We start from the raw sequence: 22,808 nt of genomic DNA, 5'->3' as shown, positions 1-22,808 counted from the left end.
AACGCTCATTGCCATGTCATTGGGGGAAAGAAATCCCTGCTGAAAGGGCTAAATAGAAAAAATAGCTTAAGAAATTTGCCCGTTCAGTGCGCTTTCATAGTCGTTGATGGTCTCTAACAGTGCAAATATTATATGATCTCTTATAGAGTATTGCAAATGTTATGCGGTTTTCTCTGAAATTCCTAGTATGTTTGTTAAAACTTTAGAGAATTTTTAGCAAGAGGACATAGCAAAATTAAAAAAATTAGTGGAGGAAGTTTGCAGAATAAGATCTATTTTATAGAGCCATGTTGGAAAATCCTATTCCCTAACCTTTATTTATGAACCCAGAACCTTAAAAATCACATAAAATCAATAGGATGTATGAATAAAAAAGAGTGTAATATCTCTCAAAGGGAGATTGAACAGAAACTATCATTCTTTAAGCGCAAGAGCTGCTAACAAAACAAGAGGTTGAGAGGATATGCGCCTCTGATTTCTCAATAGTGTTTGTGAATGTGTGCAAAAATACCAAGACAGAGTTTACTCCATTATAAGTCAAGAGATTGATTTACAAAGTTGGTTTGCTCCCCATATCATCAAATGATGAAGATTCCTACTCATGCTGGTTTGTGAATAATAAAGCTTCTTTTGGTGGACACCATCTGCTGATCATTTGTATGGTTTACTGAGGCTCTAAGGGCGTGGACTACCTTGAACCAGACCTTATGGTGAGCACTCTGAGATGGCTCAGTATATCTTCCCTCCGCCGTGAAAGAAACGAAATCGAGCGTAATAGGGTAGGCAAACATTATTCTTTCTGACGCAAGGTGAGTAGGTGAAAAGCGTATAGATACGTCATTATGCGCGGAAAGGGCTCTCAAAAATTAAACCTAAGCTCAGCTCCTCTTCTTTTACAATATCTCTTGCATTATCCTATGTACAATCCGCATATATATCCTTATCTTCGCACCATCCCTTGACCACAATCCCCATCCTTTTTTGACCATCCTACGCCCTTAGAGGGGACTAGTTGCTTTTGCAGAAATTGCCCACTGAGGTCCGAAGAAGGAGATGGCAGCGCGGAAGGGAGAAACGCGTGTAACAACTCAATTGCAAATGTTATGCCATAGAATTATTGCGTGTTATCAATAGGTAAAAAACTAAACCTCCATGATGAGAGAGATGTTATGGCAAGGGGATCATTGCCATATTTATCCGTAATACAAAGAAAAACTCTGTACACTGTAGTGGGTAAAACGATCACATAATTTATCCTAGAAGAAAATAGAAGAGGTGAAATATTATGGTGATGGCAGAATGCCTGAAAAAAGAAAAGGGCAATGTCATGTAAGAATAGAACTATTTTTTATCAGAATTCAAGAAGGAACACACTCAGATGCTGGTCGTCGTGGTACGTTTTTTCGAAAATTTTCTATTATGGCTGATCCATGAAGCTCTAAGATATAAATGAAAGAGAATATACCACATTAAAAATTAAGCGCGTATGAAGGAAAAAACAAGGAAGCACAAGAACGTTTGTGGGAAATCGCAATCTTAGCTTATTTAATTTCTACTAAATCACCATCAAGCACTATAGGATATTCAGTCGTTTGAAAAAAGGATTTTATTTTTTTAGAGCTTGAGGAGCGAATAAATTGAGATTTTTGCATAAAGTAAACATGGAAAAATTGTGATTTATTGATAATATCTTTTATTAAATAAGATGATAAGAGCGATGATAAAAGAGCGCTTCTTTCACGAGTGTAACGTGAATCAATGAACAATAAAACTCCAACGCCGTGTTCAAATTGGTTTACGATAATGAGTTGAATATCTGTAGCCGAAAGAGCGCAACCTTGAAGATTCAAGACATTTGTGAAATCGTGAATAGAAATCGAAGTGCCCATAATATTATAGAAAGCTGGTGTTCTTCCTTTCAGGTGTAAGTTATGTCCACAGTAACCACAGTCACATGATTGATGATATACAATATGGACAACATCACCTGTGGCGTGTTCAAGTAATGGTGCATCATCAGGATAAAAAACAGATACTATTAATTCATCATTTTCAGGATTTGATTTTACTTGAATGTGATCATAAAGATGATAAACGTCACCGTCAATCTCAGAACACTGGAATCCTATTGGACCAGTTTCTTGGGTGGTAAAGCTAAGAGGTTTAATATTTAATTCAGGTATTACGTCTTTTATTTTTATCACAGATTCAGGTTGAAAGGCTTCTCCAAGATAGAATAGGTTTTTTAAAGATTTTAATTTTTGCTTCCGAGATATCGTAATAAGTTTATCCGCAAAACTTGGCAGGCAAATGATGGTATCGATAGAAAATTCTTCGATAGCGGAACTCAAAGTCTCAAGATCAACCATAGAGGCAAATGGATAATATGTTATTTTGAGTAGTCTACAAACTTCATGTGCAAATAAAAATCCACCCCATAATCCTCCAGCTGTGAGGCAATTTGCCACGGAGCTTACAGAGCAATTTTTAAAAACAGTTTCGAGCTTTTTTGCTGCAGAGTGTGTTACAAACTCATAATTGAGCCATTTATGGCGAAGTGTTTTAGGCACTCTTGTTGTGCCCCCAGTAGCAAAAATTATATGTGACATTGAAGGTCCCTATTTTTTTTAGTCTGCATGAGGCACAGGCAAGAGGCAAAGGCGCAGATACCAACAATCATGCCAAAAAGCACAGCGATATGATTGTTGAAATGGCTGATGATCCATCCACTTGTCCATGAGCCTATAGCTTGGCCAATATTTGAAACAACAAGAATATAACTAAAAAGAACACTAGAAGAGAGGGATGTGGTTGTTTTCCCTGCTTGATAGTATATCTCTGGAACCATGACAGATTCATAGATACTGTATGCAATTAAAGCAGTCACAGCGGTAAAGATACCACCCATGAGGAAAAATGAGGAGAAACCTCCCATAAAGCAGAGCAGATAAAAAGTTGCTTTATCGGAAAGGGTAAGATGTTTATTGATTACCCCCTGCCAGATACAAATGCTAATACCAACAATTGAAAAGAAAATCCCACTATAAGGAGCGAGATTGCTATCAAATTTACTGAGAAGTGTTGTAGTGGTGATGAAAATTCCCATGAGTAATGCACAAAGCAAAGCCGTGATCAGCAAATAAGCAATAGAACGATTATGTATTATTGTTTTAAAAAAAGAAAGAAAAGGTTTCTTTGTTTTTTTATCCTTTTCAAGAAATGATGTTTTATGGGGGTAGTGATAAACAATTTTGAGAGATAGAACACAAAGATACAGACCAATGAGTGCAAAAAAAACCATTAGAAAAGCTGATGCGTTATATTTTATGGCACTTGTTGCAACAAGAGGGGCGATAACAACCGCAGCGTTTTGAAAAAAAGAATAGAGAGTTAATGCACGTTTAAGAGCACTTCCATTGAGATGTTCTGATAAAATTTCTCTCAAAAATGGCTTTGAAATTGCTTTCGAAAAAGCCATTAAGGTAAAAAAGATAAACCATGCAGAAGGCATGAGCGATAGGATAACGCATACAAAAGCGGTACTCCTTAAAATAAAGGCGGTAGCCATTAAAAGTTTACGCGAAAATCTTTCTAATAAACCCGTTGTGGTTACCATGAGAATGCTTTCAAGGATTACCGATCCAGCCAGATAAAAAGCAACATTTGCAGCAGTTATGAGAGAAGAGTTTCCAAGCAGAGGGAGTACAAAGAAAAAGGAAAATTCAGAAAGAAAAACTGCGCTATAGATGAAAAAAGTAATTTTATTTTTGCACATGGAATTTCCATAGAAGTGCTGTTAAATGGTCAAATACATTTTGTTGTATCTCTTGAGGAAGTTTTGTCAGCCCTGTTTCCGCTGTGCACATTTCGTTGAAATAGTATCCTTCTTGATTCACCAGCCAGTCCACTGCAAGAATATTGTTTTTTGTTTTTTCTACGATGTTTTTAGAAATACCGAGCATTTCAGGATAGAATTTTTTCTTGCCATATGCGGTTATAAAAGCCGCTTCTGTAAGAATCGTTTTTGTGCCTCCGCGTGCTACATTTCCAATATAGTTGTTCTCTTGAGGTTTGCGGAATTCTACAAAACAGAGTTTTCTTGATATAAAGAAAAATCTTACATCCTGTGCATTCTTTACAAAAGGCATTAAGAAATACCCAGAAGAAGAAGTTGAGATCAGATTTCCTATACTCATGGCATGTTGCAATCCATCTGATTTAATGACACCAAATCCCATTCCTGAGCCTATGGGTTTGAAAATAAAGGATTCATATTCTGATGAAATAAAAGATATGATTGTAGGTACTGTTTGCTTGTGATAGCCACATATCGTGAATGGAAGGACTGGAGCTCCTAGCTTACGTGCTAATGCCATTTGCGCAATTTTATCCCATTCAAGATTTTCTACTCCATAAATGCATTCATTAAGAAGGTGAATACCACTTACCCTAAAATAATTTCTTAATGTGAAACTGATGGCTCTTGCTTGTGGGTTGAGATCTGCTTTGGATAAAATATATGCTGAATAATCTGGATTTAGCGGGACACCTTGATATAAAAAAATAAATTCACCTGTATGATTTGCTTTGATGAGGCAGTCTTCTAACTTTAAAAACTGAAATTCGATGCCTCTTTTATTAAACTCTTCTGTATATTCTGAATAGGAATATTCTATATTCTGTGCGTTTGCATGTTCTTCTTGCGCAACAATCCAATAAAGTTTCATCGTTAAATCCTTTTCATGATGACATTTGATAGAGAAAAAATATTTTAATTTTTTCATCAATTTTGAGAATGTATGAAGCCTCTAACGATTGATATTGATGGCGGGTAGCATTTCTTTATTATTTTAGTCATGAGCGGATTAAAACGGCCTTTTTGTTTTGCTTGCGTTTGCATGATTTAGAAGAAATCTTTTCAATATGCTGGTTTAAAGGTAGGGGCTTTACTGGTAATCCATTTATGCAATACCTCTGCTTTTTAATAAATCGTGATCGTTTCAGTGAGCAGAGGAGAGCTCTATCAATTCATTCATATTTGCCGCGAATATTTCGAGATCATGTTGAGTATGCGCTGCTGATATTGCCACACGAATAATGCTTTTCTTTTTAGCCACTGTTGGGTACATTGCCGCTGTAACCAAAAAACCGCGCTTTCTTAAATTATATGAGGCTCTTATTGCTTTGTCTTCGGCTCCCATAAAGATGGATCTAATGGGGCTCAGCCTTTCCTGTACCGCAACGTTGGAGACTCTTTGATCAAAATAAGAGATATTTTCGTGCAGTTTACATTGAAGTTGGTTAATTTCTTGTGAAAGATGAATATCTGCAGAAGCAAGGCAAGCTGCTATTCCTGGGAGAGAAGGTGGACCACTGAAAATATAGTTAAGAGCATATTTCTTAATAAAAGATGCAGCTTCTTTGTTGCTAAATGAAGCTGAACCACCATGGGAACCAAATGCTTTTGACAGGGAAGAAATTAAAATAAGATTTTCTTTGTATTCTTCTAGTAAATGCAGTGTATAACCACAGCCATTTTTTCCGATAATTGAGGTACCATGTGCATCATCTGCATAATAGTATCCGTTGTACAGCTTCGCTAATTCTGTTAACTTTCTTATATCGTTTGCTCCTCCCATAGAACCGAGAGAGTCAGATACCAAAACAGGTGTTCTATTTTGAATTTACTTTCCTGTAGCCTTTTCTCTAGTGCTGTAATATCTTTAAATGAAATTCTTATATAATTGCCAAATTGTTCGAGTATACCACGTAAGATTTGCACTGACGCGTGCGTTTCTTTATCAACAATCCATAAAATTCCATTCATTTTTATAGGATATCCTGGAAGCTCTCCTGAACCTAAGATAGGCATAACCGCAAGATGGGTTGCACCTACGGAATTAAATATGACAGAATGGGAATCGAGAAAAATGGTATTTAATTTTAACTCAAGTTCATCAAATAATATACATTTTGCACGCGTTCGCGCGGCTGCATATTGCACACCAAACTTCTCTATAGAAGATTTTACGGCATCACTTAATGCTGGATGACATTCTAACCCTAGATACGAACACGACATAAAATCAACATAAGTCTCCCCTGACTTAGTAACAACACTGCGCCCTGATGTTCGTGCAACAATCGTCAGGTCATTGGGAACTTTGACTATATCCTCTTGTGATGGTTTTGATTGTTTCCCGTTCTATTTGATAATCGATTGACGTCCCGCATTCTTGCTCCTCCATTGTATCCTTTACGAAGAGGGTGTACTAACTTTATAGATATGTCAACATATGAATAAATAGCCAAAATGGTTACTCTAAGAGTTATTTTATTTTTTTTGAATTACTTGATTGAGAAAAGTTTCATAATTATCAGTAACGATATATTGGGTGTTTCCTCCTAGAGCTTTGAAATGTTCGCGGCCACAATGAATTTTTGCTTTTTCTGTATCGCGCAACATGTCTTCGAAAACAGTTCCTTTGCTCTCCACCACAAAATATAGCCTTTCTTGCCCGTCTCGTTCGAATAAAACAGCCCAATCGGGACTATATGATCCAAGTGGGGTATCAATTTTAAACCACATAGGCAGTTTGGCATAAACCTTTACCTCTTCATTTTTTTCAAATGATTGTGCAAGATCAGATTCAATATCTGAATCATAGATAATATGATCATAGGCCGATTTGTCGGATTCAATCATATTTTTATTCAAATATCCAATCAACTCTTCACTTTCAAAAAGCTCTTGTGCATAAAAATGCTGATCACCAATTTTGTAGTATTTGATACCATCAATTATAAAACGCTGCATCTCGCGCTTGATAAGCTTTTTTATTTCGTCAATGAATTTTTGGGGATTGTTTTTGAAGTCATTTAAGCGCCCACTTTTGAGTAAGATATCAAGAATGGAGCGTCTCTTAAGATTAGTTTCATTCTGGAGGTAACTTAAAATATCTGGAATTTGATAATCACGCACATCATATATATGAGTGCTTTCCTTACTTTCAGTGATATTTACACCGGCTTTACTGATTTCAGTCTTTGCTCGAGTATAATTGAACTTTGTTTTGCTAACAATGAGGTTGTTTTGAATGCTCGTGGCACACTTTTCAATAAGCTTCTTTGGATTAAATTCTACATTATAGAGGGTTTTATATTTAATACGATCCCATAGTTCTTTGAATTCAGAACTTTCAAAAACAGCTTTGTTTAAGTGTATTGTGCGTTTATCCTCATTGTTTTTAATATTTAATCCGCCAGCAACCTTTTTAAGAGTAGCTGTAATAATGTGTCTTTGCATTTCAAATTGTTCAGGGAGCGCAATAGCTTCTTCTTTCAGAGCTTTTTTTAGTTTGTCTGTTACTTTGCCGTGCTGGTCAATATATTGTCTTTCCAAGAAATTATTCCAAAGGATTTCTGAGGCTTTGGCACCAAGAAACGCTTGCTCTCCGGTCTCTTTCTCAATGACAATATTGGCAAAGGCATGTTCTTCAATAAGACCAAAACATATTCCCTCTTCTTTTTCTATTTCCTTTTGCAGATCATCAACAAAAGTTTCGTAGGACTCGTTAGCCATAACCGTTAGTGTGTTAACCTCAAAACCGTAGACACGTTCTCCATCCTGATTCACAGCAATACGAAGCCCGCGCCCAATTTCTTGGCGTTTTTTTATGGTGGATTTTGTTTCATTGAGTGTACAGATCTGGAAGACGTTGGGATTGTCCCATCCTTCTTTTAGAGCGGAATGAGAGAAAATAAACTTTAACTTAGAAGCAAAACTAAGAAGTTTTTCCTTATCTTTCATAATAAGGCTATAGGTATCCTCATCCGCTTTTGTAAAACCGTTAGTGTCTTTAACACCATTCTTATCACTAGAAAAATAACCATTGTGAACCTGTGAGGGTAGACTATCCGTATCCATTTCAGAAAAAAGGCTATGGTATTTCGGCTTTTTAATTGCCTTTGCATATTCTTCTTCAAAAATGAGAGCGTATTTGCCTTTTTGCTCAAAAGCAGTGTAGTCTCGATAATTCGCCACTTTATCAATGAAAAAAAGACTAAGGACCTTAATTCCCATTGGTGTGAGCTTTAGCTCTTTATCTAAATGCTCTTCAATAGTTTTGCGGATTTGTAGTCTTTTGTACTCATCCTCATTTACATCACCAATCGCATGGTGCAGGCGAATAATATCTGGCTTACTGGTGAAGTCGATATATTCATTGCCTTCTTCGCAATAAATATCATTTACAACGTAACCATCATAAAGAGAGCGACCGCCAGATATACGAAGCAAATCATCTCCTTGTCTTACCCATTTTTCAATACGTTTAATCGTGTTTTTTTTCTGGATATCTAGTTCAATCTTGGCGCGGTGACCTTTCTTATTATCAACAGCCAATAGCTTAATATACGCTTTGTTGTGCCCATCCTTTACTTGAATAGAAGCGACTTCAATCTGCTTTACTAGTTTTTGATCATAAGCATCAATGGAATCCAGCTTATAGAGCATATTGTGTTTATCAATATGTGTCGCAGAGTATCTGAAGGTGCAAAGTGGATTAAGAGCTTTGATTGCTTCTCCTGATTTGGCAGTAGTGTCCACACTTTGGGGTTCATCAATAATCACAATGGGGTGAGTAGATTTTATGAAATCAATTGGTACGCCTTGCATTTTATCATTCCAGCGGTGGATAATATTTGCGCTGGTTTCTTTTGATGGATCAGTAAAGCTTTTGCGGAAAGCATCAATATTGATCACCATAATTTGGATATAATCATTGCTGGCAAAACTACGCACTTTCTCCAATCGGCTAGAGTCATAAACAAAATAGTCAAAGGGAATATTATCATATTGCTCTTTAAAATGCGTTCTTGCCATTTCTAGAGTTTTAAAAACGCCTTCTTTAATCGCGATGCTAGGAACCACAATAATAAATTTCGAAAAACCATAACGTTTATTCATTTCAAAAATAGATCGTAGATATACGTAGGTTTTTCCCGTACCTGTTTCCATTTCAATGGTAAAATCAAAGCTTTTTAACTCTTTAGTTTGCTTTAAACCATTACGGAGTTGAATATTTTGAACGTTTTCTAATATTTCTTCAGGTAAAAGACATAAGCGGTTGCCAAAGCCTATATCACTTTGCTGTATTAAGTGAGTTTCAAATTCATTTTTGCTTAATGAAGGCATAGAGAACAGAGCTTTATCAAGTTCTTGGCCTTCAAAAACTCCTGCAGCAGCTTCCCATGCACGACGTTGATGATGTTGATTGGGATCAAATTTAATTTTCATAGCTATTTTCTCTACAGGCTTTTAACATCAGAAATGCCATAGCGTTTTAGGCACATGAGAGCATTGGTTTTAACAACATCATCCTTAAAACTGTCATCTTTGAACACAACGCGCATCATATCCGGCTTTAGCTCTTCTTTAAGGGTGCCAATGCTCTTGATAACATCCATATCGATATCTGTATCTAAACAGACAATCAAAGTGCCATGTCCAATAATGTAGATATTTTTTTTGGCAATGAGACGCATTTCTATGGAAACAGTTAGATCAAGCCCGTATTTGAGAAGAATTTCATAAAGTAGGTCTTCATTGGAACGGTCCTGTTTGAGATAGTCTACGGCATTAATCAGGTCTGTTCCTAGTGTGTCGAAATCTGCTTCCCAGCGTTTGATATTCGAACTATCAAGCTTGAAAACTTTAAAGCCTAGATCAAGCCATTTACTGTTATTTAAATCCAGTTTTTTACTTTGCTCTTCTTTGATTTTTTTTCCAGCACGGCGCAGGCGTTCTTTGGATATTTCCGCAATATTTTTATAGCCAGCTTTGAAAGCTTCGGATTTTTCTTCTGTGGGTTCGGGGAGTTGCACTGAAATGCAACGTCGCTTTCCACCATCTTCGGCATTTAACTGCATCACCGCATGCGCTGTGGTGCCAGAACCTGCAAAAAAATCAAGGATGAGATCATTTTGGGTGGTTGATATTTGCAGCAATCTTTGTAAAAGATTAACTGGTTTTGGAGTTTCAAATAAAACTAGTCCAGAAAACAGTTTATTTAGATATTTTGATGCTGAACTATTTGTGCCTACATCATTTAATAAAGTTGATGCTACTCGCCCATTGCGTGTTTCTTTTAAAAAACGTTTATCCATAGGGCGCCCCCTATTGTTTTTTCCCCAATAAACAGTTCCATTGTTTATTTTTTGTTGCATAACATTGTATGGAACTGCCCACATTCTTCCTTTGGGAGGTTTGTGTTTTTGCTTTGTTATGGGGTTGGTGATTGTATACAGTAGACTTTTTGTAGAACGACCACCTTTAGCTGCTGCAGTTAAATTATCTGGTTTCCAACGTCCTCTTGGATCATTATCAGGATTTTTGTAATCTTGATCTTTTTCTATATCTCGCGGCAATAAAAACAATTCAGAACACTCTTTGTTTTTTGCGTACATACAAATATATTCATGTACGGAGCCAACTATCACATTATTAGGAGGGGTTTTTTTATGCCACACGAACGATTCTATAAAGTTTTCTTCTCCGAATACTTCATCGCAAAGTTTTTTGAGATTAACTTGTTCTTTATCATCAATAGAGATAAAAATAACACCATCATCACGAAGCAGGTTGCGTGCTAATTTTAAGCGTGGGTACATCATATTGAGCCAGTTGGTATGATAACGTCCTGCACTGCTTGAATTCGTCCCTATTTTTTTGCCTTCATTATCCAATTGCCCTGTCATTTCAAGATAATTTTTTATGCCGTCTTTGAAGTCGTCTTTATAAACAAAATCATTACCTGTATTATAGGGAGGGTCGATATAAATCATTTTTATTTGACGGTGATAGGTTTTTTGCAAAAGTTTTAAAACTTCGAGATTGTCACCTTCAATAAACAGATTTTGTGTAGTGTCCCAATCTATACTTTCTTGTTTGCAAGGGCGTAGTGTTCCTGTACTTGGTGTTTGAGCAAGACGACTTGCTGCACGTTTCCCATGCCATGTGAAATTATAATGCTCTTCATCCTTAATGACATAATTTCCTAAAAGTTCTTGCAGCTGGTCGAATTTAATTTTTCCTTCTGAAAATACTTCAGGAAACAGTTGTTTAAACTGTTTAATATTTTGTTCCACGATATCCATGCTTTTGCCGTCTAGCTTTTCCATATTGCTCACGTGTTTTTTATTGTCTTTTAAGCTTGTGTTGGGTGTTTTGTGGTCTTTTGCACTTTTTTATAAAATAATTTTCTTTGACATTTGTTAAAATGCATTTCTTATTTTATTTTTGTATAATTTAGCAAGTGAAGTTTTTGCTCTAATATTACAATTTGTAAAAGACTATTTTGGTAATTCCATGTGGAATTCCTTATGTCAGTTACTTGTATTGCAAGTAATGATACGATTTTTTTTATGTCTGTATAATAAGCGCAAAAGATTTATAAAAAATATTTTTTTAAATGGCTTGTGACTATAGAATTTTTTATATTTTGCCTGAGATATGAGAATTAGTCACGTTGTTTTTTCAACAGTGGTAAATACTGTATAATTTTATCACCATTGCAAGTGTTATGAATTTTTCAAAAAACTATATCACAAATCAGAGTTCTTCTCTTTGGGTGATAAGAAAAATGCGAGGCAAAACAGTAAAAATGCAGAGATAGAGAAGAGAAAAAATATAAGATATGTTTGGCTTAAGGAAAGATATTCCTCTTGCAACAAATGAAGCAAAAAGCCAGCAAATACTCCCCCTAAGGCTCCTCCTATTTGCTGTAATATACGTGTGATAACAGCCGTATCTTTGACGTATAAACGATTGACATATTGGATGGGCGCGGATAGGCATACAATGGTGGTAATGCCAAGTCCTACGCCTCTTAGCAAGAATCCTAGTCCATCTATGCTTATATGATAGCCAAAGCATAATAATTCAAAGCTTGATATCACCAAACCAATGCCGATCATGAAAAAGGGAGATTTTTCTTTCCATTGCTGGTAAATAAATTTTCTTCCAATCCATGCTCCTATCCCTTGCAGCGCAAAGGACCGCGCCGATGATAAGGAGGCTCTTTTCATGGGGCTCTTCTGTGGCAAGGGCTAATGGGAAATAAACCAGAAAGCTGTAAAAAAGAAATGAAGCAATAAGCCCCATGATCATAAGCAATGTGTAGCGTGCATTTGTAAATCCGCTAAAGACGATTAATTTGTTTTTTGCGTTCTGATTAAAAACAATAAAGCATATGAGAGAGAGCACCGCTATAAGTGCTAGGATATATACGGTGTTGTTGTTGTTTCTATTTGCGGCTTCTGTGAGATAAAAAAATGAAATAAGGGATATGGAAAACGCTAAAAATGCAAGTAGGTTAAATTTTGTTTTTTCTGTTTCGTTGGTTGTTAAATATTTTGCCCCAATGGCGACTGCCAAGAAAATAAGCGGAATATTGATAAAAAATAACAAGCGCCAAGATACATACTGAGCAAGTGATACACCTACCAGTGGACCAAAGGCAGGAGCAAAAACTGTTGGTACGGCTATGGTGCCCATGGCTTGGCGCACCCGTTCTTGTCCAAATTGTAAGGCAATAATGGTTTGGCTTAGGGGCAACAAAAGACCGGTTCCAAAACCTTGAATAATACGAGCAGATATAATGGTTTGAAAGTCATAGCTTAATCCTACCCCCAGCGATCCAAGCATAAAAATGAAGTTTGCAAGGAGCCAAGTCTTTTTGATTCCTATTCTTCTATCAGTGGTTAGATAAGAAATGATATCTTTGCTGCATAATACGCTCAGTTCTTTTTCCTCTTTTTATGAGTTAAGGAGGGTGATAAAAGACGCGGCCCCCTTATGCCACATGAGATATATCCTTATAGCGCTCTATCAGAAAATCTCAAACCATTCATGTAATACTTATGCTATAAACTTTACCCAAACAATCTCTCTTCTCCTTCTTGGCAGTAAATTGATTTATAAAGATAATTCATTGTTTTGCATGTTGGATGAGAGTCCCAAATAGTGTAAATTTCTCTCACGTTGAAAAGACCAAAACTATTTGCTTGTATTTTACAAGTGGGATGAGTGTGTAGATAAACATGATTTAGTAAGGATGAAAATGCTGCTCATGAACCGTCTCAAGGCAAAGGTTGTTGCAACATTTGGAGCTGAGAGTATGATGATGCCGGCTTGTTCCTTCATAAGCGTAAAGATGGGCATGTTCCATGGATTTACTGTCATATTATTCACGAGCGCTGTTATGAAATGGGCGTGGGGGCGTTGAGAGATATCTTCTCGACAAGATGAAGCTTGAGAAACCGGGTTTTTTCAATAATTTTACTATAGCGAGTGCGGAACATTTTTTCCAGTAAGTTTTGAAAATATGGAATCCTGTTTGCTATGGTTCCTCTTCCATTTGCGCCAATATGTGATTGCATGTTACTGGTTCTGTTCGAATGAATGGCTAAGGGCGCTATGGTAAAGTGGGCATTTTTCAAAATTACGCTGATATTTTCATATCAGACTCAAAATAAGTTTTAAAATTTTTATCTCAAAGAATAGAATTTGAAGAATATGCAGTTTGGTATGTATTGTACAACGTATTGATTTATAATGCTAATCTAGCGTTATACATATTGAATTAGCCCCTCGAATAACGTAAGATTCTTTCATTTCAAATCTCTTTATCTTGAATCAATCAAAACCACTCATTTGCATATAACAAATGGGATGAGTGTGTGAATCAAATTTGTATAAGAAAGGAGTAAAAATGGTCCTTATAAATCGTCTTAATGCAAGATCTGTCGTAACATTGGGAGCTGGAAGCTTACTCCTAAAGACTGTTCTAATTGTTTTTGAGACATTTTCAGCATGTTTCGTCTGAAGCGAATTTTTTTGCCAACGAATTGATCAATGAATTTGTCGTTATGAAGATTTTTACCTTGCATTTCCCCTCCCACCGGCTGCGAGCGCCCTCGCATTGGTATTCCGGGAGTCAAAAACACTGACCTCGAATCAGCTTTTTTGCTTTTAGTGCTGTAACAGCACCTGGACATGACAAAAAATCCCGGAATCCCGGGACACCCACATCAGTAGCTTCATTTTAGGATCGAGGTTTCGGGTTTTTGAATCCCTATTGGTCGTTGCGTATACGACCAAAACATCTTTTAATTCATAAAGTAATTTGAGAGGATTGGCAATAAAAATGAACACAGCCTTGTGATGGCGTGTTTTGCATGCAATCAAGCAGTGTGCTGTTCAAGTTGTTCTCTTCGCTCACAGAAATCATGCTGTCACAGTCGCGTTTGTTGAGAGGACTCATAATTCTTGGGTTTAATGGTCAAGCCGCTTACGGGGCGCTTAACAGAGTTCTTGACCAACAATCAAACGGATTGTTTTGTCCTTCTCACGCCGCTCCAAAATCATGGTTATAAGAGAAAGCCTCTTATGGCGCTAAAATATGGTATTGGAAAATTTTTACGCCATTTTATTCTAGAGGTTTCAGGTGTTAAAGCTATGTGGCAATAAAAACTAGCTTTGATCAAACACTGATACAAACAAACGGAGAAACAAAAATATCAGTTTCTTCAAATCTTTCCTAAAAACCAAATCAATAAGCGAGAACACTACTCCCTCTCTCTCTCTTATAAAGCTCCATAGGTGCTCTTTCTCGATGAGAGTTCTATCATGCAAATGACATCACTAAAGTGTATTGATTCATAAAGATAAATTATGATTTCAATTTGAATTTTCTTCCCACATATCTTAAGCTCCTCTCATTTCAAGCTCTTTTGAGAGAGAAGCAAGCAACCATTCCCTTATGCATGCTCAGTGGGAGTGGTATATTACATCAAAATTCTTTATGATAAGCTGTACAATGCCTGTTATGAACACTAGTCTGTTATCCAGTTATGTCGTGAAACTCCATTCTTTAGGCAGGGCATATAAAGTTTATGCATAGAGTGTTTTGTTAAAGCATAGGGTGAGCGATAAGGGGAAAGCTTGTTTATGGAGCCTATGAAATATCGCCCTTTAGAGCGGTGCTATGAAGTGTTTACTTATTACGAGAGGAGGAGATAGCATTGAAAAAGAGAGCTGTTTTTTATGAGACAATAGACAAGGAATACGGATTGCTCTATGAGCACTCAAAGAAATGATTTTTCTTGAAGAAAAGAGGGCAACTATGAACCAATATCCTCAATGTCCGCATTGTAGTGGTCTTTATACTTATGAAGAGGGTGACAATTTTGTCTGTCCTGAATGTGCCCATGAGTGGCCACAAAAGAGTGAAGAGCTTGTTACTGATGCCGTTTACGATGCTCATGGTCAGATTTTGACAAATGGGGATAGCGTTATGGTGGTGAAAGATCTTAAAGTTAAAGGTGCTGCATCTGTTCTCAAAAGTGGTACGAAGGTGAAAAATATCCGTCTCGTGGAGGGAGATCATAATATCGATTGTAAGATTCCTGGAATTGGTCAGATTGGCTTAAAATCTGAATTCGTGAAAAAAATTTAATATAGAATTTGTAAAATATTTTCCCTTTGTTAAAGCGTATACCAGAATTTAGAGATTTAAAACAAAAACTGTTTCAATTCTTTTTAAATCTTTTAAAGAAAAGGCGTACTTTAAGAAAATAGACTCCAATGTTTTGTGGTGGTTTTCTTTGTCAGAGCATCATGCTGGTATTTGCATTCTTGCTACCAGTTTAAAATGCCGATCTACTCAAAATGCCTACCTACTCAAAATGATTGTAAAAGCTCTTAGCATCTGAGACAATCTATAGGATATTTTACTTGTTTTCTTGAAGTTTTTACTCATACATTAAGCCAGTTTATGGACATATACATGGTTTATTGCTTCCCTTTCAAGAGGATTTGAAATGTAAGAAACTTGCGATATGCGGGAAGAAAATTAAATACGATACCATGTGAAAGAATTATCTTTATAAATCAAGCTACTGTAGAGATATCATTTGCATGATAGAACTCTTATCGAGAAAGTGCACCTATGGTGTTTAGGGTGAGAGAGGGCGTAATGTTCTTGCTTGCCAAGTTGGTTTTTGTAAGAGAGTTCTAAGAAGTAATGTTTTTATTATCCTGTTTGTTTTTATCAGTGCTTTATCAAAGCTGGTTTTTATTGCGGCATGGCTTCAACTCCTAAAACCTCTGGAATAAAATGGCGTAAAAGATTTTCAATACCATGTTTGAGTGTTGCAGTTGAAGAGGGGCATCCAGCACAGGCACCGCGCATATTGAGGTAAACAATACCGTTTTCAAAGCCACGAAAAGTAATATCTCCACCATCATTGGCAACGGCTGGGCGAACACGCGTTTCAAGGAGCTCTTTAATTGTTAAGACGATATCAGCGTCTTTTTCATCATAAAATTCTTCGTTAAGGGCGTGGGCTTTTGCCCCTATTACAGCGTTGCTGGCGATAACGGGGTCACCAGAGAGAAAATGCTCCATAATGGTGCCTAAAATAACCGGTTTGAGATGTTGCCATTCACCCTCTTTTTTGCTCACAGTGATAAAATCATAGCCTAAAAAAACACCATTAACATTGGGAATGTTAAACAGTTTTGCAGCTAAAGGCGAATTTTTAGCGGCTTCTTCACGATCACGGAATTCTAATACGCCCTCAGAAAGAACCACACGACCTGGCAAAAATTTCAATGTTGCAGGATTGGGGGTGGCTTCAGTTTGTATAAACATATACGCTCCTTTTGTTATGAGGGATGAAATCACTCTATCCAAATAGTCTTTTTAGGCAATCGCTTCAATATCTTCGTCAGCAAGATTGCTGGGAATGACAGTGACGGGAATGGAAAATGCTGTTCCTCGGTTGCCAATTAATTGGATAAGTGGTCCTGGTCCTTCTGTGTGTCCACTGGCTGCTAAAACAATAAGGGCGATTTCTTTATCCTCATCGATCAATTTGGCAATTTCATCGATTGTTTTACCTTCACGCATCATGATTTCTGTTTCAAGGGCATGGGTCGTGTGTATATCATTGGCAATTTCACCCAACATTTTTTGGGCAGTTTCTGTCGATTCCGTTCGCATAACATCATTGACACCTAGAAAATGTTGAAATTCGATAGTGTCAACAACACAGAGTAATACCAATGTTCTCTTGGTGTTTTTGGCATGGTGTGCGGCAAAAGAAACGGCACGTCGACATTCTGGAGTTTCATCGATAATGACCAGAATTTTCTTCTTATGATCTCTTTTACGATCTTTTTGCTTAGAAACCATGCTTTTCTCTCTCTTTTTCGGCAAAAATATTTCAAATAAACTTTATTCAAATATCTAAGTAAAGGTAACTTTGAAAGATTTTCAATAGAATTTTTTAAATATTGTCGTTTTAGAAAAAAATTGAATAAGGAGGTCTTTAAAAGAAGGTTCTGTGAAATTATATTATAAAAATATTTTTTTGCGGGGAGAAATCAATGTGTTATGATTTAGATAAAGTTCTTTCCTATAATGCACTATGGAGTTTTTTAGATGGTAATAAAGAATTAGGAAAAACGTTTAGCGCATTACGTTTTGTTTGTAATGCTTACAAAAAAAGAGATGAACAATTCATATATGTACGTCGTACACAAGAAGAAATTCAACGTGTAAAAGACGCTATGTTTATTCCTTTAGAAGATAAAGGCATTCTTAAACCATCTGAATTTAGATGCAAAGGTCAACATATCCTTTATAATTCAGAAATTTACTTAGATGAGTTTCAAGGTGGAGGAGAAACTGGATCAAAAATACCATATAGACAACCACCTCTCTTTAAAGCAAAAAATGATATGCTTTGTGGGTATTTAATCCCTCTATCTTCAGCTATTGAATACAAACAGTCCCCTTTTCCTAAAGTTAAAACAATCATTTTTGATGAATATGTTTGTGAACAGGAAAAATATTTAGAAAATGAACCGGAGAAATTAATTAGTTTATGTGAAACTGTTTTTAGACACCGTGATGAGGGGCGTATAATTTGTTTAAGTAATAGTGTCTCCCGATTTAATCCTTATTTTGATTTCTTCAATTTAAAAAATTACCACATCAATGAATTTAGATTCTTTAAAAAGAAATCAATATTAATTGGCCATGACAATGTTAATGCTATTGGTATTAATGATGATTATTCATTCGTTAATAAAATGAAATCAATACCCAAAAGACCTTATTTTAACCTTATCATTCAAAACCAAAAATTAGCTGTCTTTTTAGCATCTGATAAATTGTTCATTAAAAAAGGTTTTAATAAAGATTATATTACCTACAGTATGGATGATACTTTACACGAAGGTGCAATTAAAGGAAGTCTTTCAAAAGATTACGAGCTTAAACAATTAGCTAAATTTATAAGGTTTGGTGATATTTGTTTTGAGACAATGGATGTTAAAAGAGCTATGGAACCATTCATCAAAAAGGTTTAAATAGGAGAATTAATTATCTCTACTATGCTGTAAAAATGGTTGTTTAAGCGATGAGATAAGGCACAGCAAAAATAATGATGATTTCTCATGTGAGAAATTATCTTCTGTAAGATGAGAAAAATATTTTCTCAAAATTCGAGTATAATTTATTTTTTACAGCTATTTTTCTTGTCTCATGTCTTGTGCAAAAATCCAACAATTTCACGGACTTTTTTCATATTTTTTTCTGCTAAAACACTGGCACGTTGTGCACCATCTTGCAAAACAGAGTCAATATAAGTGCTATCTTGATGCAAACGACGCAGTTCCCCTGTTATGGGGGAAAGCTTATCAACAGCAAGATCAGCTAAGGCTGTTTTAAAAAGCGAAAATTGTTGTCCTGAAAACTCTTTAAGAGCCTTTTCTTTGCTGACTTGTGCAAAGGCTGCATAAATACCAAGCAAATTATCAATTTCTGGTCGTCCTTCTAGCTCGGCAAGGCTGTCAGGAAGAGGGGCAGAATCCGTTTTTGCTTTGCGTATTTTTTTGGCAATAAGATCAGCATCATCGGTCAAATTAATGCGCGAAAAGTCTGAAGGATCTGATTTTGACATCTTCTTTGTTCCATCGCGCAACGACATAACGCGCATGGCTGTTTCCCCTATGAGGGCTTCTGGTATTGGGAAGAAAACTTGTTTTTTTTCATCATCTATTTGTATTGAAACAGCAAAATTCAACTCTGCAATGCGTTGAGCATAGTCGTTATTGAATTTTTGTGCAATATCGCGTGTGAGTTCAACATGCTGTTTTTGATCCTCTCCCACCGGAACATGCGTAGCACGGTAGAGTAAAATATCGGCTGCCATGAGACTTGGATAAGCAAAAAGCCCAAGAGATGCTTTTTCACGATCTTTTCCTGCTTTATCTTTAAATTGTGTCATGCGCTGCATCCAACCAATGCGGGCAACGCAATTGAAAATCCAGGCAAGCTCAGCATGTTGAAAAACCCGAGATTGGTTGAAAATAATGTGCTTTTGAGGATCAATCCCGGCAGCTAAAAAGGCGGCTGTGACTGCTCTGGTTGATTCAATCAGGTTCTGTGGATCTGGATTTACGGTGAGAGCATGCATATCAACAACGCAATACAGGCAATGGTAGGACCTCTGTAGTTCAACCCAATGTTTGATGGCACCAAGATAATTGCCAAGATGTAAGTGACCACTCGGTTGTACGCCGGAAAAGACAAGCGGTGTGAAAGTATCCATAGGAGAGTTCTTTCTCTTCAGTAAAGTTATTCGTTTTATGGTTTGTGACAAAGCATTTTTCTGAAAGCAAGATAAAAGATCATAGACGTTTTTTGAAATTTTTGAGGGTGAGAAAAAAGGAACGTGTGTCCAGTAAAAAATAGGCACTCACATAGACCACGAATAGGACAAGCATGATCCCGCTCAAAGTGCTGGCACGCAAGAAAAAAGACGCTTGTGAGGATAAAGGGTAAGATAAAAAACCAAGTATATCGATAAGATAATAAAGAACTCCAGCACTCAAAAGAGTGATAATCATCAGACAAACAATGCGTTTTATCAGTTGTGCATCATATTTCCAATAACCGCGTTCGATAAGCACGCAACAAAGCAAAAGGGTATTGACCCATCCAGAGGTAATTTCGGCAATAACAATGCCGCGTGCGGAAAGGAAAGGGAATAATATTAAGGCAAGATTGATATTGATGAAAACACTAATGCCGGTGAAAATCATTGGTGTTTTGGTATCTTCATGGGCAAAGAAATTAGGGATAAACACTTTAATGAGGACAAAAGCTGGGAGTCCTAGTCCGTAAAGTTCTAGTAATTGTGCAACACGCTGGGTAGATTCACTGGTAAATTGTCCACGTTCAAAAAGCAAACTGACAATGGGAGTGGAGAGCAGGAGAAAGGCAATGGTTGCGGGGAGCGTTAACAGGAGAGTTAATTCAATAGAGCGATTTTGTAAATCGTGTGTTTCTTGGTGTTTTTTGCTGCGTAGAGCCTTGGTTAATTCTGGTAAAAGAACAGTGGCAATGGCAATTGCTATCACACCTAAGGGCAATTGATAAAGACGATCGGCATACATTAAAGAGGATACTGCACCCGATTGACTGGAAGCAATATTGGTATTGATGAGCAGATTGATCTGTGTAATGCCTCCCGTGATGGCAGCAGGGAGTGCTAGAGTTAAAAGTTTTCGCACATTGGGACTAAAATGAGGGCGGCGGAGAAAAATTTTCATGCCACTTTGACGTAAAGCAATAGCAATTAAGGCGAGCTGGAGAATACCTGCTGCTAAAACACCCCAAGAAAGATTTAAGCCAATATGCCAAGCGTCAAGCTGATAAATCCAAGCATAGGCAAGCACGCTTATTAAAATAAGATTGAGAAAAAGAGGGGCTATGGCTGCAATAAAATAGCGTCGCAAGGCATTGAGCATGCCGCCCATCATGGCTGCCAAAGACATGCATGTGAGATAGGGAAACATGATGGCGGTAAAATGAATGGTGGCGTTAAATTTCGTGCTATCCTCTGCAAAACCTGGTGCAATAATTGTTCTTACCAAAAATGGCATGCTTAATTCCATGGCAATGGTTAAAAGTAACAGCAGTGAAAAGAGAACACCAAAGACTTCTTCGGCAAATTTGCATGCGCTCTCTTGACCATCTTCAGTAATTTTTTTTGCAAAAAGAGGAACAAAAGCTGCATTAAAAGCACCTTCAGCAAAAAAACGACGAAATGTATTGGGAAAACGAAAAGCCGCATTGAATGCATCGGAAACAGGACCCGTTCCTAACGCCGCAGCCATCAGCATTTCACGTATAAAGCCAAAAATACGGCTCATCAGGGTTCCAGAAGCAACAGTGGCAAATTTTTTAAATAGGATCATAAAAACACATTAGGACTGTCATGAAAAAGAGGCGTTACATAAAAACTCTGTTAGATCATAAAAATCTGATCAGTATGTTAATAAAATAATACATTTCTTAAGACGTTTTACGGCGGTATTTATCCTTCTGTCAATAAGAGTGCATTGATATTCTTTGGGCTGTCTTTGTCATGGTGACATTTCCATTCTCTAGATAAAAAAACAAAGTTTCTTTTTCCTTAATGTAAAAAATATGAGTCATATAATACGTGGAAAAGAGCGTGAAAGAATGGGAAACCAATGGAATTTTTTACTTGAGCAGTATGTGGTTTCTTTATTGTACGTTATGCGATCATATTGATTTGCATATCATTATGATCATTCAATGTTTTTATAAAAGAGAATGCTTCGTAGACTGTTGAATAATTGAACAGTGACGTTTCTATTATATTGATTTATAACGATCATTTGTTGTTTTGTATATTGAATGAGAGCACTGAATATGGTCATTGTACATTTCCCATATGTTGAATCAATTAAGACTATTTGCTTGCACGTTACAAGTGGGGGTGGCGTGTGAGTAAAAACTGTACAAGGGGTAAAAATACCTCTTATGAACTGTTTTAAGGCAAGCTTTATCGTGTAATATTGGGAGCTGGCAAAGATAAATGATGGTGCTGGCTTGCTTTTTTACAAGCGTAAAGAGAATGGTTCTTAATGGTTTTATCGTTATACCATTCACGGATGACGCTCACGAAATGGGCTTGGGGATCTTAAGAATTAAAGCAAGTGCATGAATATGCAATCCAATGGTGTTTTATATTACTGCTTTAAGATACTTAAAACTACGGTTTTTGTCTGTGCATAAACAGACTGCCTCTTATTTGTTGAGTATTTTTCATCCTTCTATAAATCGGTATTCACTTACATTTTCTCTTCTCTAAAACAGGCAATTGATGGAGGAAAGGGGCATGACTGTGATCTCGCTTGAGATAGAGCGAAAACATCCAATCTTATGTATGCACCGCCATTGCTTTTACGCCATTGGTTTTACACGGTGGAACATTTTACTGTCTCTGTTTTTCTTGTTTGATCGTTTCTTGTTCTTCATCATGAGAACATTGTTTTTTTATATTTCTGGGTTGGTCATGCTATATTGATTTTTGAGTACCTTGCTCGCTTTGGTAAAAGAAATTCTGCGATGCTTTATTTATTTGCTGATAGACGGCTGCATTGATTGTTTTGCGGTGTTTTTGTATTTCTTCTAGCGCGAAAAGTATAGCAGGGGTTTGTTGCTTCTCATAGATGTTTCCTTTTACGCTTTTGCAAGACAAATATCCATTTTGAAAGCTTGTTTTGCGCACACTCCACTTTATCGTTCATGTTTTTTATCAAAAAGAACAGGCTTTTTTTTGATGCAAAAGATTTTGCTTTATGCCTAGAGTTTCCGGTGCAATGTTTGTGTTATGCAATATTATTTGGAAGTTTTCTCAGT

General features: G+C 36.6%; 16 protein-coding genes and 1 pseudogene. 5 read left to right on the top strand and 12 right to left on the bottom strand.

Annotated features, from left to right (window positions below):
* Nucleotides 1-1,299: 1,299 nt before the first annotated feature.
* Entirely contained in the window at nt 1,300-1,434 is a 135-nt protein-coding gene (locus PVV69_RS04870; RefSeq protein WP_273755452.1) for a hypothetical protein, read from the top strand.
* A gap of 107 nt (nt 1,435-1,541) precedes the next feature.
* Here PVV69_RS04870 and PVV69_RS04865 read toward each other — a convergent pair whose 3' ends face one another.
* From PVV69_RS04865 to PVV69_RS04825, 8 genes and pseudogenes are all read right to left on the bottom strand, one after another.
* Nucleotides 1,542-2,609, bottom strand: coding sequence for a hypothetical protein (locus PVV69_RS04865; protein ID WP_273756678.1), 1,068 nt, complete (start codon nt 2,607-2,609; stop codon nt 1,542-1,544).
* Nucleotides 2,597-3,775 (bottom strand): MFS transporter, encoded by a 1,179-nt coding sequence (locus PVV69_RS04860; RefSeq protein WP_273756677.1) that lies wholly within the window; start codon nt 3,773-3,775, stop codon nt 2,597-2,599. Before PVV69_RS04860 ends, PVV69_RS04865 begins: the two co-directional genes overlap by 13 nt.
* Complete coding sequence (locus tag PVV69_RS04855; RefSeq protein WP_273756676.1) at nt 3,762-4,727, bottom strand: RimK family alpha-L-glutamate ligase; 966 nt, start codon at nt 4,725-4,727, stop codon at nt 3,762-3,764. The genes PVV69_RS04860 and PVV69_RS04855 overlap by 14 nt, the downstream gene beginning before the upstream one ends.
* A gap of 273 nt (nt 4,728-5,000) precedes the next feature.
* Nucleotides 5,001-5,639 (bottom strand): aminotransferase class I/II-fold pyridoxal phosphate-dependent enzyme, encoded by a 639-nt coding sequence (locus PVV69_RS04850; RefSeq protein ID WP_273756675.1) that lies wholly within the window; start codon nt 5,637-5,639, stop codon nt 5,001-5,003.
* Nucleotides 5,618-6,082 (bottom strand): hypothetical protein, encoded by a 465-nt coding sequence (locus tag PVV69_RS04845; RefSeq protein WP_273756674.1) that lies wholly within the window; start codon nt 6,080-6,082, stop codon nt 5,618-5,620. Before PVV69_RS04845 ends, PVV69_RS04850 begins: the two co-directional genes overlap by 22 nt.
* Before the next feature lie 252 nt (nt 6,083-6,334).
* Nucleotides 6,335-9,298 (bottom strand): type III restriction-modification system endonuclease, encoded by a 2,964-nt coding sequence (locus tag PVV69_RS04840; protein WP_273756673.1) that lies wholly within the window; start codon nt 9,296-9,298, stop codon nt 6,335-6,337.
* Nucleotides 9,299-9,309: 11 nt separating this feature from the next.
* The gene (locus PVV69_RS04835; RefSeq protein ID WP_273756672.1) at nt 9,310-11,157 is read right to left on the bottom strand and encodes a site-specific DNA-methyltransferase; all 1,848 of its coding nucleotides are present in this window, start codon (nt 11,155-11,157) and stop codon (nt 9,310-9,312) included.
* 447 nt (nt 11,158-11,604) lie between these two features.
* A pseudogene (locus PVV69_RS04825) lies at nt 11,605-12,751 on the bottom strand (MFS transporter); the annotation flags it as partial.
* Nucleotides 12,752-13,130: 379 nt separating this feature from the next.
* On the opposite strand from PVV69_RS04825, the gene PVV69_RS04820 reads away from it, so the two are divergent.
* The 3 genes from PVV69_RS04820 to PVV69_RS04810 all read left to right on the top strand — a co-directional run bounded on the left by PVV69_RS04820 (nt 13,131) and on the right by PVV69_RS04810 (nt 15,518).
* Complete coding sequence (locus PVV69_RS04820; RefSeq protein ID WP_273756669.1) at nt 13,131-13,286, top strand: hypothetical protein; 156 nt, start codon at nt 13,131-13,133, stop codon at nt 13,284-13,286.
* A 1,052-nt stretch (nt 13,287-14,338) separates the two neighbouring features.
* Nucleotides 14,339-14,530 (top strand): hypothetical protein, encoded by a 192-nt coding sequence (locus PVV69_RS04815; RefSeq protein ID WP_273756668.1) that lies wholly within the window; start codon nt 14,339-14,341, stop codon nt 14,528-14,530.
* 655 nt (nt 14,531-15,185) lie between these two features.
* Complete coding sequence (locus PVV69_RS04810) at nt 15,186-15,518, top strand: zinc ribbon domain-containing protein YjdM (RefSeq protein WP_273721006.1); 333 nt, start codon at nt 15,186-15,188, stop codon at nt 15,516-15,518.
* A 618-nt stretch (nt 15,519-16,136) separates the two neighbouring features.
* Here PVV69_RS04810 and PVV69_RS04805 read toward each other — a convergent pair.
* On the bottom strand, nt 16,137-16,715 hold the full coding sequence (locus tag PVV69_RS04805) for a NifU family protein (RefSeq protein WP_273721007.1): 579 nt from the start codon (nt 16,713-16,715) through the stop codon (nt 16,137-16,139).
* A 51-nt stretch (nt 16,716-16,766) separates the two neighbouring features.
* Complete coding sequence (locus tag PVV69_RS04800) at nt 16,767-17,258, bottom strand: universal stress protein (protein WP_273756667.1); 492 nt, start codon at nt 17,256-17,258, stop codon at nt 16,767-16,769.
* Nucleotides 17,259-17,452: 194 nt separating this feature from the next.
* Between PVV69_RS04800 and PVV69_RS04795 the strand changes: the two genes are divergently transcribed.
* Entirely contained in the window at nt 17,453-18,439 is a 987-nt protein-coding gene (locus PVV69_RS04795; protein WP_273756666.1) for a phage DNA encapsidation protein, read from the top strand.
* Nucleotides 18,440-18,612: 173 nt separating this feature from the next.
* Here PVV69_RS04795 and trpS read toward each other — a convergent pair whose 3' ends face one another.
* Nucleotides 18,613-19,683 carry a tryptophan--tRNA ligase gene (gene trpS / locus PVV69_RS04790; protein WP_273756665.1) on the bottom strand — a complete coding sequence of 357 codons (1,071 nt, stop codon included), beginning with the start codon at nt 19,681-19,683 and terminating at the stop codon, nt 18,613-18,615.
* 79 nt (nt 19,684-19,762) lie between these two features.
* Nucleotides 19,763-21,334 (bottom strand): murein biosynthesis integral membrane protein MurJ, encoded by a 1,572-nt coding sequence (gene murJ / locus PVV69_RS04785; RefSeq protein ID WP_273756664.1) that lies wholly within the window; start codon nt 21,332-21,334, stop codon nt 19,763-19,765.
* Nucleotides 21,335-22,808: the final 1,474 nt, after the last annotated feature.

Origin of the sequence: Bartonella sp. MM73XJBT (assembly GCF_028618465.1) — a bacterium.
Taxonomy (GTDB): Bacteria; Pseudomonadota; Alphaproteobacteria; order Rhizobiales; family Rhizobiaceae; genus Bartonella.
The sequence above is the reverse complement of the archived record's forward strand: the minus strand, read 5'-3'. Positions and strand labels throughout refer to the sequence as shown.

Coding starts and splice junctions, on each gene's coding strand:
- PVV69_RS04870 (WP_273755452.1), top strand. CDS start 1,300: ATGCCTGAAAAAAGAAAAGGGCAATGTCATGTAAGAATAGAACTATTT.
- PVV69_RS04865 (WP_273756678.1), bottom strand. CDS start 2,609: ATGTCACATATAATTTTTGCTACTGGGGGCACAACAAGAGTGCCTAAA.
- PVV69_RS04860 (WP_273756677.1), bottom strand. CDS start 3,775: ATGTGCAAAAATAAAATTACTTTTTTCATCTATAGCGCAGTTTTTCTT.
- PVV69_RS04855 (WP_273756676.1), bottom strand. CDS start 4,727: ATGAAACTTTATTGGATTGTTGCGCAAGAAGAACATGCAAACGCACAG.
- PVV69_RS04850 (WP_273756675.1), bottom strand. CDS start 5,639: ATGGGAGGAGCAAACGATATAAGAAAGTTAACAGAATTAGCGAAGCTG.
- PVV69_RS04845 (WP_273756674.1), bottom strand. CDS start 6,082: ATGTCGTGTTCGTATCTAGGGTTAGAATGTCATCCAGCATTAAGTGAT.
- PVV69_RS04840 (WP_273756673.1), bottom strand. CDS start 9,298: ATGAAAATTAAATTTGATCCCAATCAACATCATCAACGTCGTGCATGG.
- PVV69_RS04835 (WP_273756672.1), bottom strand. CDS start 11,157: ATGGATATCGTGGAACAAAATATTAAACAGTTTAAACAACTGTTTCCT.
- PVV69_RS04820 (WP_273756669.1), top strand. CDS start 13,131: ATGAACCGTCTCAAGGCAAAGGTTGTTGCAACATTTGGAGCTGAGAGT.
- PVV69_RS04815 (WP_273756668.1), top strand. CDS start 14,339: ATGGTCAAGCCGCTTACGGGGCGCTTAACAGAGTTCTTGACCAACAAT.
- PVV69_RS04810 (WP_273721006.1), top strand. CDS start 15,186: ATGAACCAATATCCTCAATGTCCGCATTGTAGTGGTCTTTATACTTAT.
- PVV69_RS04805 (WP_273721007.1), bottom strand. CDS start 16,715: ATGTTTATACAAACTGAAGCCACCCCCAATCCTGCAACATTGAAATTT.
- PVV69_RS04800 (WP_273756667.1), bottom strand. CDS start 17,258: ATGGTTTCTAAGCAAAAAGATCGTAAAAGAGATCATAAGAAGAAAATT.
- PVV69_RS04795 (WP_273756666.1), top strand. CDS start 17,453: ATGTGTTATGATTTAGATAAAGTTCTTTCCTATAATGCACTATGGAGT.
- trpS (WP_273756665.1), bottom strand. CDS start 19,683: ATGGATACTTTCACACCGCTTGTCTTTTCCGGCGTACAACCGAGTGGT.
- murJ (WP_273756664.1), bottom strand. CDS start 21,334: ATGATCCTATTTAAAAAATTTGCCACTGTTGCTTCTGGAACCCTGATG.